Annotated in this window: 14 protein-coding genes and 2 pseudogenes; 4 read left to right on the top strand and 12 right to left on the bottom strand. The window is 68.9% G+C overall.

All coding sequences use genetic code 11. The features are described 5' to 3' along the window. Nucleotides 1-137 precede the first annotated feature (137 nt). Together CCN51_RS03995 and CCN51_RS03990 are read left to right on the top strand one after the other, a co-directional pair. Nucleotides 138-1,130, top strand: a complete 993-nt coding sequence (locus CCN51_RS03995; protein WP_014174092.1) for a PP2C family protein-serine/threonine phosphatase — start codon at nt 138-140, stop codon at nt 1,128-1,130. Nucleotides 1,131-2,055: 925 nt separating this feature from the next. Continuing rightward, nucleotides 2,056-2,421 carry a hypothetical protein gene (locus CCN51_RS03990; protein ID WP_014174091.1) on the top strand — a complete coding sequence of 122 codons (366 nt, stop codon included), beginning with the start codon at nt 2,056-2,058 and terminating at the stop codon, nt 2,419-2,421. Nucleotides 2,422-2,616: 195 nt separating this feature from the next. Here the strand turns inward: CCN51_RS03990 and CCN51_RS03985 are convergent, their stop codons facing one another. The 6 genes and pseudogenes from CCN51_RS03985 to CCN51_RS03955 all read right to left on the bottom strand — a co-directional run bounded on the left by CCN51_RS03985 (nt 2,617) and on the right by CCN51_RS03955 (nt 8,627). Beyond that, a complete protein-coding gene (locus CCN51_RS03985) occupies nt 2,617-3,207 on the bottom strand; it encodes a hypothetical protein (protein WP_014174090.1) in 591 nt (196 codons plus the stop codon). Further along, the gene (locus tag CCN51_RS03980) at nt 3,207-4,772 is read right to left on the bottom strand and encodes a helix-turn-helix transcriptional regulator (RefSeq protein WP_043486228.1); all 1,566 of its coding nucleotides are present in this window, start codon (nt 4,770-4,772) and stop codon (nt 3,207-3,209) included. The genes CCN51_RS03985 and CCN51_RS03980 overlap by 1 nt, the downstream gene beginning before the upstream one ends. A gap of 842 nt (nt 4,773-5,614) precedes the next feature. Continuing rightward, the gene (locus CCN51_RS03975; protein WP_014174088.1) at nt 5,615-6,580 is read right to left on the bottom strand and encodes a hypothetical protein; all 966 of its coding nucleotides are present in this window, start codon (nt 6,578-6,580) and stop codon (nt 5,615-5,617) included. 1,042 nt (nt 6,581-7,622) lie between these two features. Continuing rightward, a pseudogene (locus tag CCN51_RS59560) lies at nt 7,623-8,003 on the bottom strand (DUF742 domain-containing protein); the annotation flags it as partial. A 159-nt stretch (nt 8,004-8,162) separates the two neighbouring features. Further along, complete coding sequence (locus CCN51_RS59130) at nt 8,163-8,342, bottom strand: FG-GAP repeat protein (RefSeq protein ID WP_078610342.1); 180 nt, start codon at nt 8,340-8,342, stop codon at nt 8,163-8,165. A 12-nt stretch (nt 8,343-8,354) separates the two neighbouring features. Then, nucleotides 8,355-8,627 carry an FG-GAP repeat protein gene (locus tag CCN51_RS03955; RefSeq protein WP_014174084.1) on the bottom strand — a complete coding sequence of 91 codons (273 nt, stop codon included), beginning with the start codon at nt 8,625-8,627 and terminating at the stop codon, nt 8,355-8,357. Between the two features lie 481 nt (nt 8,628-9,108). On the opposite strand from CCN51_RS03955, the gene CCN51_RS03945 reads away from it, so the two are divergent. Further along, entirely contained in the window at nt 9,109-9,597 is a 489-nt protein-coding gene (locus tag CCN51_RS03945) for a DUF6882 domain-containing protein (protein ID WP_014174082.1), read from the top strand. 236 nt (nt 9,598-9,833) lie between these two features. Here CCN51_RS03945 and CCN51_RS03940 read toward each other — a convergent pair whose 3' ends face one another. The 5 genes and pseudogenes from CCN51_RS03940 to CCN51_RS03920 all read right to left on the bottom strand — a co-directional run bounded on the left by CCN51_RS03940 (nt 9,834) and on the right by CCN51_RS03920 (nt 14,145). Beyond that, the gene (locus CCN51_RS03940; protein ID WP_238545303.1) at nt 9,834-10,121 is read right to left on the bottom strand and encodes a restriction endonuclease; all 288 of its coding nucleotides are present in this window, start codon (nt 10,119-10,121) and stop codon (nt 9,834-9,836) included. A 303-nt stretch (nt 10,122-10,424) separates the two neighbouring features. After that, a pseudogene (locus CCN51_RS03935) lies at nt 10,425-10,598 on the bottom strand (transcriptional regulator); the annotation flags it as partial. An 89-nt stretch (nt 10,599-10,687) separates the two neighbouring features. Beyond that, the gene (locus CCN51_RS03930; protein WP_238545302.1) at nt 10,688-11,359 is read right to left on the bottom strand and encodes a hypothetical protein; all 672 of its coding nucleotides are present in this window, start codon (nt 11,357-11,359) and stop codon (nt 10,688-10,690) included. A gap of 693 nt (nt 11,360-12,052) precedes the next feature. Continuing rightward, complete coding sequence (locus CCN51_RS03925) at nt 12,053-13,528, bottom strand: integrin alpha (protein ID WP_014174078.1); 1,476 nt, start codon at nt 13,526-13,528, stop codon at nt 12,053-12,055. Nucleotides 13,529-13,905: 377 nt separating this feature from the next. Next, nucleotides 13,906-14,145: a hypothetical protein gene (locus tag CCN51_RS03920; protein WP_238545230.1), complete on the bottom strand. Its 240-nt coding sequence runs from the start codon at nt 14,143-14,145 to the stop codon at nt 13,906-13,908. 748 nt (nt 14,146-14,893) lie between these two features. Between CCN51_RS03920 and CCN51_RS03915 the strand changes: the two genes are divergently transcribed. After that, nucleotides 14,894-15,247: a hypothetical protein gene (locus CCN51_RS03915; protein ID WP_014172602.1), complete on the top strand. Its 354-nt coding sequence runs from the start codon at nt 14,894-14,896 to the stop codon at nt 15,245-15,247. Nucleotides 15,248-15,263: 16 nt separating this feature from the next. On the opposite strand, the gene CCN51_RS03910 is transcribed toward CCN51_RS03915, so the two are convergent. Further along, on the bottom strand, nt 15,264-16,109 hold the full coding sequence (locus CCN51_RS03910; protein ID WP_086859250.1) for a nucleotidyltransferase family protein: 846 nt from the start codon (nt 16,107-16,109) through the stop codon (nt 15,264-15,266). Nucleotides 16,110-16,447: the final 338 nt, after the last annotated feature.

Below are 16,447 nucleotides of genomic sequence, written 5' to 3'. Positions count from 1 at the left end.
CCCGGCCGTCGGCCGTGGCCGGCAGGTAACTGCACGGCGCCGGCGACAGCGGCCGCACTGACCGTGGCGATAACCCCGGCCGGCATCTGTGCCCCCATGTCCGTCTCGCCCCTCTCCTGGTCGCCGCCCCCACCTCCGTGGCCGCGTTCGCGGGCGCCCCGTACACCGCAGGCGTTGCCATCCCGGCCGGCGCAGTCGGGGCCGTCGTCGACATTCACGACGGCTTGCTGCACTCGCCGGTCCTGCTGGTGCACGTCGTCGCACTCCTTGTGGTCTCGGGCTTCGTCATCGCCTTCCGAACCTTGCGCGACCGCGATCCCAGAGAGCCGGCCCAGGTACGAGCAGTCTCCGAGACCGCTCAGCGGGTCCTGCTGCGCCCCCTACCGGACCGGATGGGCCCGCTGGAGGTTGCCCCGGCGTACCGGGCGGCCGAGAGATACGTCCGTACCAGCAGCGCGACCCGCTTTCTGATCGGCGACGTCCGGGGCAAGGGCCTGCCCGCGATCGACGACGCCTCCGCAGTACTCGGCGCCTTCCGGGAAGCCGCCCACCGGCGCACCACCCTGCCTGAGCCGGCCCCCTCGTTGGAGGACAGCGTCCGCAGACACCTGACCCAGATCGCCGAGACCGGCCAAGAGGCCGGTGAACACTTCATTACTGCCCTCATCGTCGAGATACCCGACGAGATCGGTACGATCGGGATGATCAGCTGCGGCCACCCTCCGCCCCTGCTGGCACACGCCCACCGGGTGACCGCCCTGCACACAGACCGTCCCGCACCGCCCCCCGGCCTGGCCGGCCTCATTCCCGACGCCTACCAGCTGCACTCCTTCCCGTTCCACGCCGCAGACACCCTGCTGCTCTGCACCGACGGCGCGATCGAGGCCCGCAGCTCCGCCGGCGCCTTTTACCCGATCGGCGACCGGGCCGTCCCCTGGGCCGGAGACAACCCCCAACACCTCGTGCGGCACATCCTCCATGACCTGCAGATCTACACCGGTGGCCGGCCTGATGACGATCTCGCCATGGTCGCCATCCGGCGGCCCCCTTTGGCCGGACGAGGGCCAGGAGCCCGGACCGTCCCTCCCCCACCATCGCATCGGGCCTCGTGGGAGGAGGCATCTCCCTGACTATCCGTCGACTTGACAGATGTGCGCCCTGTTCATCGTCTGCATCGGGCTGGCCTCCGCCCCAAAGCTCGAGACCGCGGGCGGCAGCCTCGTGCGGCGGGCGGGCTACTACTCGCTACTCGCTGCTCGCGCCCCTGGTGGCCGCCGCGCTGCTGCCGCTGCGGCCTGGTGGTCAAAGCCCGGACCGCTCGCGGCCGCCGCTGTCTACGGCCTCGTGATCGATGGGGTCTCGCCAGGCGGTCGCCTCGCCGTCACCACGGCGGTGGCGCCATCCTCCGGTGTCAGCCTCGTGGCCGGCCAGGTCCGTCCGCCTGGATCAGGAGGAACGCTGGAAGCGACTCATGACCGACCGGGACCGAATCATCCTCCCGGGGCACGGCCGGCCAGCGCATCGGCAGCACCCTGGACGCGGTATGCACCGCCCGCGAGCCGGCCGAGGCCGCCGTCCCCCGGTTCGCCGACACCGTCACTGGAGCTGTCCGATGCCGTCCTGCGGGGCGGGGAACCCTCAACCGAGCCGCTCCCGGATCCGGTCGCACTGCGCCGTGTCGCCCGCCAAGTCCGTTCTTACGGACTATCCCGAAACGGTGTGGGCGCCAGAGGAGAGAGAGGGCCGCCCCGCAGGTATCGCCGCCCGCCCGCTTCCGGCCGAGACCCAGCCCGGTATCCGGGCGTGCGATTCCGCTGAGCGCCCGCGGGGCCATTCCGGGGGTGGCGACCTTCGTACGCCATCAGCGTCCCGACGGCTTCGACCACGACGATCCGATCTTCGCCGAGGAGCTCGGGACACGGGCGGCGGTTTACGTGCACAACGCCCGCCGCCATGCGCTTACTCAGAAGCTGTGCCTGAGGCCTGCAAAGACGAAGGCGCTTCGGATGAGCCATCTATGCTGGCCCGCAGCAGCACAGGGGGAAGGGGCAGCTGATGGACTGGTTCTGGTGGGTTCTCATCGTCTTCTGGACGGGTGGCTTCGCATGGGCAGCCGACAACGTCCGCACTGCACTGCGCAATCGGCATGAGCGCAAGTTGCAGCTGCTGGAAGCGGCGAGGCAGGAACGTCTGGCCATCGAAGCGGCGCACAAGCCACCGGAACCAGTGTGCGGATGCACGCACCATCTCGCCAAGCACGACAAACAGGGCCGGTGCCACGAACGCGTCGAGGTGCCAACAGCCTGGGATGAGAAGAAGAAGCCGCTGCGTTACGAGGCCGGCCAGTGCAACTGCCAGCAGTACGTGGGACCGCAGCCTCTGTCACAGGTGTTCGCAGAGGACCTGACGGACCGCGCCTGACAGGACCGCGAAGCCGCTCTCTGTACGTGACATCGGGGACGGCCGGCCGCGTGTTCCATGAAGGTCCCAGCGGTGACCAACCTTCGACGACAACGCTTCGCTGCGAGAGCTCAAGACCGGTTTCCCGCTCAAGGAGTGGCTCTGATCCGTGCAAAAACTGCCGGGCCCATAGGGATTCTCGCGATACGGGTGCTTTCAGGCGGCCCAGCCGATAGAGGAGACGTGGGTGTAGGCGTCCCAGTCGGTGCCGAGGGTGCTTTGGATGATGTCGTCCCAGATGGCTTCGAGTTCCTGCGTGTCGTGGGCGATCCAGGCGTCGACGGCGCGGTCCCATACGGCGCCGCGTACGTTGATGTTGCGGGTCTGCAGGTCGCGCTGGTGTCTGTGCTGGACGCGGGACTGGTCGACGGGGTCGATCTCGATGCGGGTTCCGCGGCCGCGGTTGTTGAGCCGGCGCTTGAGGCCGGCGACTACATTGCAGCGGCGCAGGTCCCAGTAGGCGGCGTCCAGGCGGGCGAGGTTGGCCTTGCTGGGGGTCTGTTCCCCGGCCAGCCAGGCGATGAGGGTGCGGGGTCTGACGTGGATGCCCGCGCGGTCCATGGCCTCGTACCCGGCGTCGCTGGCGGTGAGGTAGCGCAGGCGGGCGGCCAGGCCCCGCTCGGAGTCGACGGGGGACTCGATGCCGGTGACCATCCGGTCGATGCCTTCGGCCAGGGCCACTCCCCCGTGGACGCCCCGGGCGCGGAAGGCGCCCAGGTCCCTCCACCGGCCGCTGGTGCCGGCCATCAGCGGGCCGCCGTGCCGATGGTGTACTCACCGGACGCCTTGGCATCGCTGTGCTTGATCTTCATCTGGGCGACACCCCGTCCCTCGGGGAAGACCTGCCGCCAGTCGCCTGCGACGTGCAGTTCGTCGGTGCCCATCATGGCGATGACGTCCAGACCGGCCTGGTGCGCCTTGTATGCCTTGCCCCAGAGGTTGGCGTACGCCTGACTGTGGATGATGTGCATCCAGTCCGGGCGCATGATTTCGCGGTTGTGGATTGATTCGCCCATCGTAGAGATGAACTTTGAATACATCGCCTTGATGTATTCAAGGGTGATGGTGTCGTCCTCGGCGATGGCCGTCTCCCGTGCGGCGGTGAGCGTCTTCCGCAGGGCGTCCAGGAAATTCTCGGTCGCGCCGGACGTCCACGATTCGTGCACCACCGGCGGATCGAGGAGCCCGTATTTCGGCGTGGCGAGGCGCAACAGGAGGCGCAGGGTGGCGTTGGTGACCCATACGGGGCCGGGCTGGTCGCGGTCGCCGAGGGGGTCGGGGAGGTGAGGGTGGTGCCAGGGTGAGGGGGTGATCAGGTGGACTCCGGAGCGTTTGGGGTCGATGCCGTCCATACCGGTGGAGTGTTCCAGTTTTCCGATCGGGAGCCAGGTCTTGAGGGCGGAGAGGTAGGCGGCGTTGACGTCCAGGGCGGTGACCGCGATGCTCCCGGGGTTCTTGAGGGAGTAGCGGGGGTGGTGGAAGTTGGGGCGGGCTTCCCAGATCTGGTCCGGCTCCCTCTTCGAGGGCTTCGTGAGGATGTCGGGCAGGGCCGGGTAGGCGGTGTAGGTGTAGCGGGCGGTGGCCCGGGTCTCCCCGAACAGGCGCATGACATCCGGGATGGCGCGCTTGACCAGGGCCTTCATGGCGGCGTCGGCGTCGCCTTGAGCGCGTTCCAGTTCTTCGTGCACGGCTTGGCCGATGAGGCCGGCGGTCTCCGCCTGGGCGCGGGCCGCGGACTTCGCCCGGCGCTGTGGCCGCGAGGGAACCGGCGCGGGACCCGGTGAGGGTGCCGGTGAGGGTGCGCTGACCGGGGCGGGCACGGGCACGGCGGCGGCCTGGAGCGGCGCCACGGCGGCTGGGGACTGGCACATGGCGCCGGGGTGCAGGGAACGGCCGTCGGTGGCCTTGTAGGGCGTCGTGACGCCGCAGCGGAGGCAGGGGGCGGGCTCGCCCTGTACGGCTAGCCCGTTGGGGCCCCACGCGGTCTCAGGCACGGCGGATCCTGCGACCGGGGCGCCGCTCGGGGCGGCCGTCTCGGTGGGTCCTTGGGCCGGGGCGGCGGCGGGATGGATCTGGGCCAGGCCCTCCAGCAGCCGCAGGTACTTAAAGCGCCCCGGCGGCTGCGGATCGGTGGTGCCGTCTTCCCAGTTGGCGACCGTCTGCCGACCGACACCCACCGCCGCCGCCACCTGGGCACGGGAGAGACCGGCGGCCTGCCGCAGACGCAGACGCTCGGCCGGCTTCGGCATACGTGCCGTCAGCCGCGCCTCCTCCAGCAACGCCTCCACACGGTCGAATTGCTCACCACTCATACCTCAAGGGTACATCCATCTAGGCATAGAATGGAAATTACTTAGGCATACATTAGGCGCTCATTTGCATGATCTGATAGCGCCGCCTCAAAGTGATGATCGTCATCCCGGGCACAGGCCGACGAGCCTGGAACCCGACAGGGGGCAGAGGACGATGCCGGGCAGGGCACGGCAGTCACCAGCGCGTAAGCGGCGGACGGCCAGCCCGTAGTCGGGGGGCGCCGATCTCCTCGCACAGCGGGGCCAGACGGACGGCTTCTTGGTCCTCGGAAATGCAGTCGGGGACGACTTCGAGCATCAGGCGCCAACGGCGGGAACCACTGCGCATGTCTGATCTCACCTCGTAGTCCCGTCACTCGGGACTGCTCCGTCACCGCGAGCAAATGGCTCGGATCAGACAGGGGCCGCCGCGACACCCTCGCATCCGCCGCTCGGCACATCTGCCGGGTGCCGACTCGCCCTGACCGTGGACGGCGCCTCCCGGGCCGGGTCGTCCGCGGATCGCGGACACGACGGGCCCGGGGACCTCCCCTCCACATCTGAGCTGAATGCCGCTAGCCAGCAGGCACCCTGCTGCCTCGTCACCGAACGGCTGGGTCCCGCGATCTATGCTTCACGCATCCGGGACGAGCCGACCTGCTTCATGAAGATGGCGCTCGCCCCCGGGAGGTCCCGGTGCCCTCATCGATGCCGCCGCACCCACGTCCGGCGCGTATCCGAGGCGCCGTATGCGCGCATACATGCAGACCAGCCCGACAGACCACGGCCGCCGACGGCTGTGGGCGCCGCCGGTCCACAAAGCTGCGCTTCCCGGCGGCGGCCATCGCGAGCTGCTCCCTGTCTCAGGTCAGCGGCAATGAGAGAGCGCTGGAGGACGGGGTCTTGCCCGGCTTCAGCTGTGGCCGGGCGAGCAAGAGCGTCAATGTGCGGCCGGGGGGCGGGTATCCCCCAGAGCGCTCAGTGAGGAAGTCGGCTGCCAGGATCCTGCGAGGCCCTGCACCCGTTGCCTGATCAAGCTTCCCGCTGGCCAGCAGTTCCTCGGCCAGCTCATCGAGGCGACACTCATAATCCGCGTAGACAGCCCGGACAGCTGCCTGGACAGCGGCGTGGGCGGTCGCGACAGCACGGTTGAGCCGGAAAGAGTGACGGTAACCTTCGCTGTCCTGCGGCTCGGGGAAGACGCGTTCCGCAATCTCGCGGCGTGCTCCTGCGTTCTTGGCCGAGCGGAAATCGGGGCGTTCAGCCAGGTGCGCGGCCATGATTACCTGCTGCTCTTCGTCTGCCTGCCGCTCTGCCTCCCTGGCCTGGTAGTGGTCCTCGTACTGTTCCTGTCGGGCGGTGCATTGCAGCGCGTGGACGTCGTCACACTCGGCGACTAATGCGGTGTACCAGGGGGCTACTGCTTCCCAAGTGTGGGCGACGGCGTCGTGCACGAAACTCACTTCGACGCGGGCGGTCTTGCCGTCGTGTGGGCGGGCCTTGGTCTGGATGTCAGTCAGGGCCTGCTGGACAGCGTCGTCCGAGGGCTTGTCTTCCTGCTTCTCGCTGTCGGTGTGCTTGTCGGCAGCGGTGTAGCAGTCGACGTGTTCGTCAACGTCGAAGCGGTCGATGTCCTGGTAGAGGACACGTGCTCCGAGAGTGGATGCCAGGTGGCAGAAGGCTTCGATGCCCAAGTCCTGCGCATCAAGCTGCACTGCGTGCTGGCTGTCCGACGCCGACAACGGGGGCAGCAGGAACATGTCGTGGTCTGCGGCCCATTGCTTGATGAAGTCCGGCAGGTTGTCCACGGTGATGGTCGACTCATCCACAGTGATCTCTTTCCTTGCTCGATGCGGTAGCGCGTCACGTGTGTGGCGCGCTGGCGGCAGAACCGTACGGAGCGGGTCTGACAGGGCACGCAGTGCGCCGGTGATCCCCGCCGCCCCGACGGCTGGAGCGGCCGTAGCAGCATCGACGCTGGTCACAGGCCGTCCTGCGGTCGGCCCCGGGGCGGCAGGCTGCTACCGGTTGGCTCGCTGTCCGTCAATCAGCTGCTCCGTGTTTCCCTCCTGCGGGCGACGAAAAGGGCCCGGAGCAGGGGTGGCGCTGGCGCGGGACCACGCTGAGCCCAGAGCGACGGCGGCCAGGGCGGGAGGGGCGGCCAGCGCAGCGAACAGTGCGGCCCTCGCGGAGCTGTGGTTCGGCGGCCTGGAGCGCCCGCCCGGCGGGCCGACCCGCCAGCCCGCGACGGTAAGCCGCCGCCATGTGCACAGTCCGCCGAATGAACCACGAACCGCTCTTCGGAGACGGCCTCTGCCCGCTGTCTCGCCGACCGCTCCGGATCGAGTACGACCGCACCCGCCCCTCCGCCCAGCAGGACTACCCGGCCCGTGTCTGGATCGCCGGGTACCGCTGCGCCGGCTGTGAGAGCGTCGCCCCAGCAGTGGGCCGACGTGATGCGCGCCCGCTGCGAGACCTGACGGCGCCGTGCGAATGCTGCGCCACGCGCCTCACCACCACGGCAACCCACAGCAGCCGGCTCCACCGTCAACCACCGCCCACCCAGATGCCGCTCCACCGGCAGACGGCGGTAGACGTGGAGCTGACGCACCACGTCCCAGACGGCCTTCACCTCACGGACCGCTGCTGACCGGGTCAGGTCTCTCAGGTGTCGAGATCGGCTTGAACTCCCAAGGCCTCGCGCAGGCCGGCCTCGACGTCCAGAACATCATCGAGACTGTCAACGGCGGCGTCGTGGTGGTGCTGAAGCAGCACCTCACGAAGGCCTGCCTCAGTGTCCAGGGCATGGCCGAGGTCGTCGACCACCGCTTGGCAGCCATCCGCGAGCCACCGCTCCACTGCTTCGTCGTTGCGGAGCCCGTTGAGCACTCGTTCGAGTAGCGTCGCCTCTGGTGGGCCGCTGGGGTTGCCGTCGCCCGCCTGGTGTACGGCCACCAGGCCAGCCGCAGCGAGTTCGGCGACGAGGAGGCGGGTGGCTCCGAGCGGAATCGACAGGAGCGCCGACACCTCGGCCACCGACTTGACCTCCCGGCACAGGTCGCAGATGCGCCGCTGGCCTGGGAGCAGATCTGCGACGTGAGCAGGGTCGGCCGTTGTGCTCACCAGGGCCTCGATAGCGACCTGGTAGCGCCGTCGGGTCCGGCCGCCGGTCCTCGCCTTCGGACGTACCAGCGGCTGGTTGCCTTGACCCTCGAGCCCCGCGTGCAGGTAGACGCGCTGGTTGTCGGTCACTGCTCCTCCTCCCCCTCCTCGAAACGGGCAGCAGCGGCCCGGCGGGCTCACATCAGGCGGGCGCGGGCAGCGGCCACAGCGGCGGCGCCGGACGCGACAGCCATGTCGGCGATGTTCTTGCCGTCCAGCATCCGCGTACGAGCAGTGAGCAGCACCGGTTCACAGCCCGCACACACCGCGACACACCTCTTCGAGGATCTTGCGCACATCACGCCCGGACCGGCTCGCCACCTCACGAAGGTGCAGCGCAGCCGCGTCTGTGCCGCCGTCCCCGTTGCCCTCGGTGGTCACGGCGAGGTCCTGGTGGCCGTCGTGGTCGAAGTCGCCGACGGTGAGCAGTCTGCCGAGTCGTCAGTCGGCCCGGCCCTTGGCCGCGGTGAGCGCGCTGCTGAAGCCGGACGCCGAGCCCCATACGGCAGTGGCGGTGCCCTCGTGGTCGTCGCCGGTGTCCTTCAGCTGTTCGCCGGGCGCGGTGACGGCCAGGTCGCCGTAGCCGTCGCCGTTGAAGTCACCCTTGAGAGCCGAGGGTGCCGCGGCGGCCGTGTCCTCGGTCGGGCCCGAGGGGGTGAGGACGGCGGCCAGTGCCACCGCGGTGGCGGTCACGGCCAGGGTTCGTATGTGCACGGGCTCTCCCAGAGGTGCGGGGTCGGGCTTCCGTGGCTTTGACACCCAAGCGAGGCGGAGGGTTGTGGTGGAGTGGCGTGTGAATGGACATCAGGTGAACGGGCACATGTGGGCCGCGCACCGGTGTCCGCCGTCACCCGCGCCACCAGCGGCGCAGCACCTCCTCGGCGGTCTTGCCATGCGGGGTGTAGGCCAGGCGCCGCTCGGTCTCGCCGCTGTCCGGCCAGCCGTCCCACATCCACCAGCACACCCCGGGCCAGGACGACCGCCAGGTTCGAAGAACCGTCGCCTAGCCACCCGCCACGACGTCGGCAGAGTCCTCGCCACCGGCGAGGCATACGCCCCGCCTGCGCATCACCAGAAGGGAACCAAGCCCCGACGAACAGGATGAGCGACAGGCAGATCTTCCGTCCGAGCCCGGAAGTCCTGCCAGAAGCCGGGATGGGAGGATCTTGCCGACAGTTTTGTATGAGGAGGCAAGGTGGACGACGGCTCGAAGCATGACCACTCCGGCTGGGAGGCGGTCGTGCTCGCAGCTCGGGAGCGTGCCCGCTCGCGGCAGGCCCTCATGGTCGAGCGCTTCGGCTTGTCAGGGGACGTGCAGTACGACTGGTCGATGGACGACGCGCAGATCACATGGTCGCGCGACGGAGAGGTGTTCCTCACCGGCCGACTCACGATGATCGGCAGCGTCAGCCTTGCCCAACAGACCTGGTTGTGGTCTTGGGCGAACGAGTCACTACCGCACGCCGTCCTGGGCGACATCGAGCGGGTGCGGCAGTTCGGCGAGGAGAACGACTACCCCGTCCTCCCTTGGCCGGGCTTCAACTACCACCCCGAACTCGTCGCAGAGGCACGGATGGCCGCGGCCTCCGTGCTCGACGCTGAGGGGTTGTGGACGGAGTCCATGGACGACGGGCAACTCCACTTCATGGTCCACAACCTGGTGTTCGCTGCCGAACGACAGTGATGGTCGCACGGACGCTCAAGATGCCGGTGCCGGCCGTCGAACGTTAAACGACAAGCTGAGGTGACAGGGGCAGCTTCGTCCCGCCCGGCAGGGGGCGATGGCCCGGATCGGGGCGCAGGCGCGTCGACAACGGTGTCGTATTCGAGTCGGATCGCGTGCCGCCCGGACCGGTGAGCTGGAATCGTGCTGGGCCGCGCACCTGGGGACCCTGCTCATGCCCGGGTGTACGGCACAGTTCAGGCGGAGGCCGGGGAGGCTTCTGTCAGGCGATCGAGTCGCTCGTACAGACCGCGCACCATCCGGGCAAGGCCCTGGACGCACGCGGCGGTTCCCTCCAGCGGGACGGACAGCAACTGCTCGGCCTCGGCGAGGACGACCTGTAAGCGCCCGCCGGCCATCGTCTTCCGGCAGTCGGTGGGCCTGGTGCTGGAGTCTGCGGCGACCGCGCGGGCGTGCCCGGTCAGCTGCAGTGCGATCTGCTCGTAGTCGCGCGGTGCGAGGCGCGGGTCCCTCCACGCGAGCATGGCCATGGCGAGTGTCTCGTGGGGGCGCGGTCGAAGGGGAGTTCCGCCTCGATCATCCCGTAGGGTCGTACAGGACCGTATGCGTGTTGGTCACCGGCGTCTTCGGTGCGTGATCGTCACTGCTCGCCTTGTCGTCCTGGGTCTGAAGGCCGTGACCATCCGGTGCAGCGTCGGCGGTGTTGCTCGTGCGCGTGCGCACGGGCCGCCTCTTCCGCTGCTGGTGGTGGCGTCGGTGTCCTTCGACGCTACGGAGGCCCGCTGGAGGGGTCTCAGTGAAATTGCGGATGATTGCGCGGATTCAGTGTCAACCGCGGACCGGATCAGGGCGCGGGCGGCATCGCCGTGCACGGCCAGCTTCGCCAGGCCGGTGAACGCCCGTGCGTAGTCGGAGATCTCGCGGGGCTGGCGGACGTTGATGACGGCGGTGAGGGTTTCAACCACGGTGTGCTGGTCGTCGTCGAGGTAGAAGGCCTCCACACCAATGAACCGATGACCGCCCTACCCGGCAGCGAACTCCATACGGCCCGGGGGCAGACCCCCATGCACCCCGGGCCGTCCGCGGCCCCCTAGAACGAGCGGCTCAGGCGGAGTGACAGGTAGCAGCCGCCGGCGCGGCCGTCCGTGTCGTCGCCCACCGTCACAGACTTGGTCTCATCGACCGTGTCCCAGCCCCCCTGCGGAATGTACCCCTTGCACTGCCCCGAGGCATCGCGTCCGCCATCGCCGTACCACTGCACGTCGAGCCGAATGTCCGAGCGACCGGACAGGGCGAAGGTGAGGTTGCACCAGCCCGCTCGGCCGTCGGTGTCCACCCGGATGTTGTCGCCGAACGTCCTGAACGTCTTGATCGGGATCGTGTGCGTGCCCTCGTTCTCGCACTGGCTCTCGTCGCTGCCGGGCTCCACCATCCAGGTGTAGGTGACGTTCAGGCCCGCGAGAGTGTTCGACGGGTCGTAGATGCCGAAGGCCAGCTGACAGCCGCCCGCGCGGTTGTCGGTGTCCAGGCGGATGGTGGAGGTCCAGTCGGGCGCGGTGACCCACCGCTCCGGCGGATTCGTCGGCCCGTCGCACTGGCCGTCTCCGTCGGGGTAGAACCGGACGCCCAGTTCGGGCGCGGCGTTGGCCGAGGACGGCGCCGCGTCGGCCGATGTGGCCGACAGGCCGCTCACCATCAGTAAGCCGACCGCCAGCACGGCCGCCCGTCGGGCCGATCTGCTGCCCAACTTCTGCTTTCTCACGTGTGTCTCCCACGATGTCTTCGGTTGATCCGGAAAAGGTGCCGAACCGTTCCACGAGCGTGAATGACCATCAGTGAATTCCCGTTGGTGCGATGGAGCGGAGAGGTACAGAGAGGTACAGAGAGAAACCGAGGTGAATCAGACGGAGGAGGGCGGAATGGGCCCCTCCAAGCCGAGGCGCCGCGCCGACGGCGCGGCGACGACGCCAAATTATCCAGGGCACATCAGGACAAGCAGTAAGGCCGATACCGGCCAGGTACGGTCAATATCGGGCAATGTCCGGCCGAAATCAGCGCCACCGGGCCGTACCGGACGACCGTGATCGCCGTGCCAGTTGCCAGCTGCTGGAGCGGAAGTCGGTTGATGACCCGGCCCTTGAGAGGCGTGGAAGAGGGCGTCGGCCAGGACGGGGGAACCTGGCCGACGCCGGACTGTGGGGTGCGGGCTGCCGACGGTGGCGGTCGCCTTCGCGGCGAAACGCGCCATGGGGCTTCAGCCGAACGATCTTCCCCACGGGCAATAGGTGAGGCCCGGGGACACTGTCCACCGGCCGGCACCCGCGAGTAGTCCAACCAGCACCGATCCCCAGACATTCCCGCACCGGAACCGATCAGCCCGAGGAGAAGGAAGGATCATGACGGACCGGGCCCGCGTCCCGGTGGGGAGCGGGCCCGGTGAGGGTTGGGGTGGTGGTCAGTCGGCGAAGTTGGCGCCGAAGTTCGGCGTGCCGGTGGTGGAGACGCCCGATGAGCTCGGCGAGACGGAGCGGGCGCCGGTCGTGGTGATCTTTGTTCCGCTGGAGGGCAGGTACGTCACCGCGCCGTTGCCGGAGTTCTCCCAGGAGCTGACCAGCAGGTCGGCCTTGCCGTCGCCGGTGACGTCGTCGAGCTTGGCGTCGAGGCCGAACCCGTCATACTTCTCGTCGTCGCCGGGCACGCCGGCGGTGCTCTGTGCGAAGTACTGGGCGCCGGAGCTGGTGTTCAGGCCGCTCGCGGAGCCGTAAAGGACGGTGACCGCGCCGGTGTCGGCGACGCCGTTGAGGTCCTCGCCGGCGGCGCTGATGACGATGTCCTGGTAGTTGTCGCCGTTGATGTCGCCCAGGTCGAGCTCGTAGCCGAACTGGTCGTTCTTCTCCGACCCGCCGGGGACGTTGCCGGTGTTCTGGGTGATGCCCGTGGTCGAACCGGGGCCCGCGGTGGAGCCGTAGGTGATGTTGACTTTGCCGCCCAGGGCGGAGTTCGGGATGGTCGTGCCGTCGTCGGTCGTGTTGTTCCAGTAGGCGCCGCTGACGATGTCGCCGAAGCCGTCACCGTTGACGTCGCCGATGGCTGTGATCACGCCGGGCTTGAGGGCTGTGGCCGAGGAGGTGCTGAGGCCCCGCGCGGTGCCCGGCACGTAGTAGTTGGTGTTCCAGCCCCAGTCGGTCTGCGTCTCGAAGCCGTCGACCACGAGGTCGGTGCGGCTGTCGCCGTTGACGTCACCGGCGGTGAGGTTCATCGGGCCCCGGGCGCTGCCGCCGGACTGGATCGGGGGCTTGATCGTGTAGCGGCCGCCGGCGGTGCCGGAGGTGCTGATGCCGCCCTTGTAGACATAGACGGTGCTGGAGGAGTTACCGACGGCCAGATCGTCCTTCCCGTCGCCGTCGAAGTCGCCCGCGGCCAGGTTCTTGCCCCAGAAGTCGTGCGACGAGACGGCCGGGTCCGCGATCGTGACACCGGTGCCGGTGATACCCGAGGCCGAGCCCCACAGCACGGCAAGGGTGCCGCCGTCGGTGTCGCCGCCCACGTCCTCGCCGTCCGCGGCCACGGCGATGTCGTCGTAACCGTCGCTGTTGAAGTCACCGTAAGCGGTCTCACCACCGAAGGCATCTCCGGCCTCCGCGGTGCCGGGGACGCCCGCGCTGTTCTGGCTGAGCACCGTCCGCTTGGCGGACGACACACCGGTGGAGGTGCCGTAGAGCACCACGAGCTGGCCCGCGGTCTTGTTGCCGCTCACATAGGCGCCGGCGGCCGAGAAGGCGACGTCGCCAATGCCGTCGCCGTTGAAGTCGGCCTGGGGGACCGTCGTCGAGTCCGCTGCGATGGCCATCGCTGCCGGTAACGTGAGCAGACCGCCCGTCAGCGAGGCCGCGGCGGCCGTCGCGAGGGCGATACGAAGGTGCTTGTGCACGCGGGGTTCTCCTGCTGCATGCGGGGGATACCTTGGCAGGTATCCGCAGTCAATGGGGTGGCATTCCGCCCGCGTTCGCCGGAAGTTCGCCGTAGATCGGCCACGGCTTCACGAGACGGTTGCCGATCAGGAGACTCGCGATGAAACCCAAGGGTTGTATGCGTGATGACGGCCGCGCGCCCTTCGGAGTGAAACTTCGCGTCATGCCACCACGCCGTACGGCCGCATGGTCCATCCCTGTCATGTGATCAGCACTGTGATGCGTGCCGCTGTCGCCGCAGCCCTGACCTGTCTTCCCCTGACGATGCCGACGTCGGCCTCCGCCGCCCCGCCACCACGCACGCCGCCATTGACTGCCCTGATGGCTACGTGTGCATCTATCCGGAGTTGACGTCCTCCCCGTCATGAATGACGGGGATTCCCCTTCTCAGGGGTGTCGGCCGGTTGGCCGACTTACGGGTTCCTGCTTCGCGGACCGGCTGGTGCCGAGGTCTCCACAGGCTGGGAACGCGACCCGCGTCCCTTTGGTTCTTGGCCGCGTTCACGTCGGCGTGGTCCCGGTGTCCGCAGACCGTGCACGCGAAGACCGCTTGGCTCTTGCGGCTCCTCGCGTCCACGTGCCCGCACCGGGGTCTGGGCCAGCCACCATCCCCTCCTGCCTCGGCCGCGCCGCGCGGCCGAGGCCGCGGCGGAACGGCCGGCCCGCGGCCGCTACCGGCGGCTGCTCCTGCATGCCCCGCACACCAGCCAGAAGATGGAGGCGACCCTCGGCGATCGGTCCTGTCTGCCCTGGAAGCTCGTCGAGATGATCACCACCGAACTGACCCCCGCACCGGACGGCTGGGCCCTGGGCGGCCGCGCGTGACGCCCTGCCTCTGGGAGGCTGCCAGGCGGAGTCGCACACGCCGCGAAAACTTCTACCTGATGACGGCACGAGGGTTACATGGCCGATGAACCAGCATCGGTTTGCTGCCATCCGAAGACGTCGGGATGTTCAACGTCGTCCGCCCAGTAGCCGTACCGGGGCTGCCGAGCACGGACCGCTACCCGAATCGACCGGGCTGGACCGTCTCGGCGCCACCATCCCGCTACCGCTCCTGCGGCGGAATCTCCGCGGCTTCCAGAAGGCCGAGGCAGTTCCAACCGGTCCTGCAGGTCCGAGATGAGGCTTGCGCGCCAGCTCTGCCTTCAGCGCACTCCCGGCGGGCCCGCCCCATGGGAGTGGCGAGAACGTGCGGCACGCCAGGAGAGCGTCTCCAGCGACGTCCGACGGGCGGGATCTCTCATACTCCAACCGGTGCGGCGGGCGCGTCTTCCAAGGGGGCGGGCGGTTGAAGGCAGCAAGACGGTGCGAGAGGAGTGCAGATGTCCTACGAGTACGGCGGCGGTCCCGACTGGCCGATCATCCGGGCCAGGCGGCGCGCTGAGGAAGAGGCCAGCTCGGCCAGGCGCGAAGACGCGGCCCACAAGGCGTCGGCAGCCCGGTGGAAGACCGCCTTCGAGGTACCGGCCGACCAGGTGCGGGCGGCAGTGGTCCAGGCAGGCGTGGAGCACCGGCCGGACGGCAAGTGCGGCCGTCCCTCCTGTTGGGATGCTGTCATCACCAGGCTCGCCGGGGAAGCCGAAGGAGGCGGAAGCGCTGCCGGTGGCCCCGACTCCGGGTTCACGTTTTCCTTCGGCGACCTGTTCGGCCGCCCTGGGCCCCAGGGACGTCCCTGAACCAACCGGGCCCCTGCTATGCCCGGGAGGCGGGGGTGATGCGCAGGGCGTGCAGGGGCTTCCGGGTGGTGGCGGGCAGGACCTCGAACCACGCCTGACCGTCGCCCAGGTAACGTTTCACGCGTCTCCAGTAGCGCCAGCCCAGGTCGACGAAGCAGTCGATGTCGTCGTCCGTCGTCCCCTGGTGCAGGTACTGGCCATGCACCTCTACTCGGTCCAGCACCTGGCCGGTGCTCTCCAGGTGGGCGAGCGCGGCGGTGGCCGCACGACGCAGCGGGCTGTTCGAAGTCCAGCGCTCTTCCGCGTGCGCCGCCGCTACGACCGAGCGCGGGTGGGCGTCGGGCAGAGGGAACGCCGAAACCGTCGCGACGCCATCGGCGCACAGGCGGTGCAGGTCAATGCGGACCGGTCGCGGGAGCAGATCAGCGATCGTCTCGTACGGAGGCAGGACGTGATCCCGGGGCGCGCGGCCGGCGGCCGGGTCGGGCGTGATCGCGTCCAACCGCTGCCGGGCGAGGGCGACCGGCTCGCCCCGCCGCCACAACAGGAGCAGCTCGAAGCCCTCCTCTTCGAGGGTTCTGCGTTCCTGGAACTGGAAGCTGATGCCGCGGCGCCGTCCTCGCAATGCCTGACGCATGGTCACGTAGCCGTCGCTGCCGTTGAAGAGGGCGTCGAGGGATTCCTGCTTCCAGCGCTCGTCGGTGGTGTGCTGCACGACGACGTCGATGTCGCCGACTTCCAGGGCGCCGCGGATGTAGGACCCGAACAGGTAGACCTCCTCGACCAGGTTGAGTGGCCATGCGCCTTGGTCCAGTCGGTCGAGCATCTCGCCCAGCAGCATGGTCGCCCGCTCACGCTTCATATGTACTCCTCCCGCTCGTCACAGAACCGACCCCGTACCGGAGGACCAAAACCCTAACCCCGGGCACTGACAACGCCCTTGCCATACGCCGCCCACCAGCCTGTTGGCGTGTTCCCATGGTCCAGACCGGCCGGGCGGAAGCGTATGCGTCGCTGCCGACCAGGCTCCGGCGCCAGGGTGAATGTGGCCCGCCGTCCCAGATCTGCCACGGCCTGTCCTTGACCCGGGTCTGCGGTCGCCTGTCGACCGCTCCCCCACTGTGAGCGCGGGACGTAGGACGGCCGCATGCAGTCGCGCGGCATGCCCAGCACGACATGTTCGCTGCCCGCGGGCAGCGA

Source organism: Streptomyces milbemycinicus, assembly GCF_002154605.1.
Classification (GTDB): domain Bacteria; phylum Actinomycetota; class Actinomycetes; order Streptomycetales; family Streptomycetaceae; genus Streptomyces; species Streptomyces milbemycinicus.
This window is presented reverse-complemented; position numbering and strand designations above follow the sequence as displayed.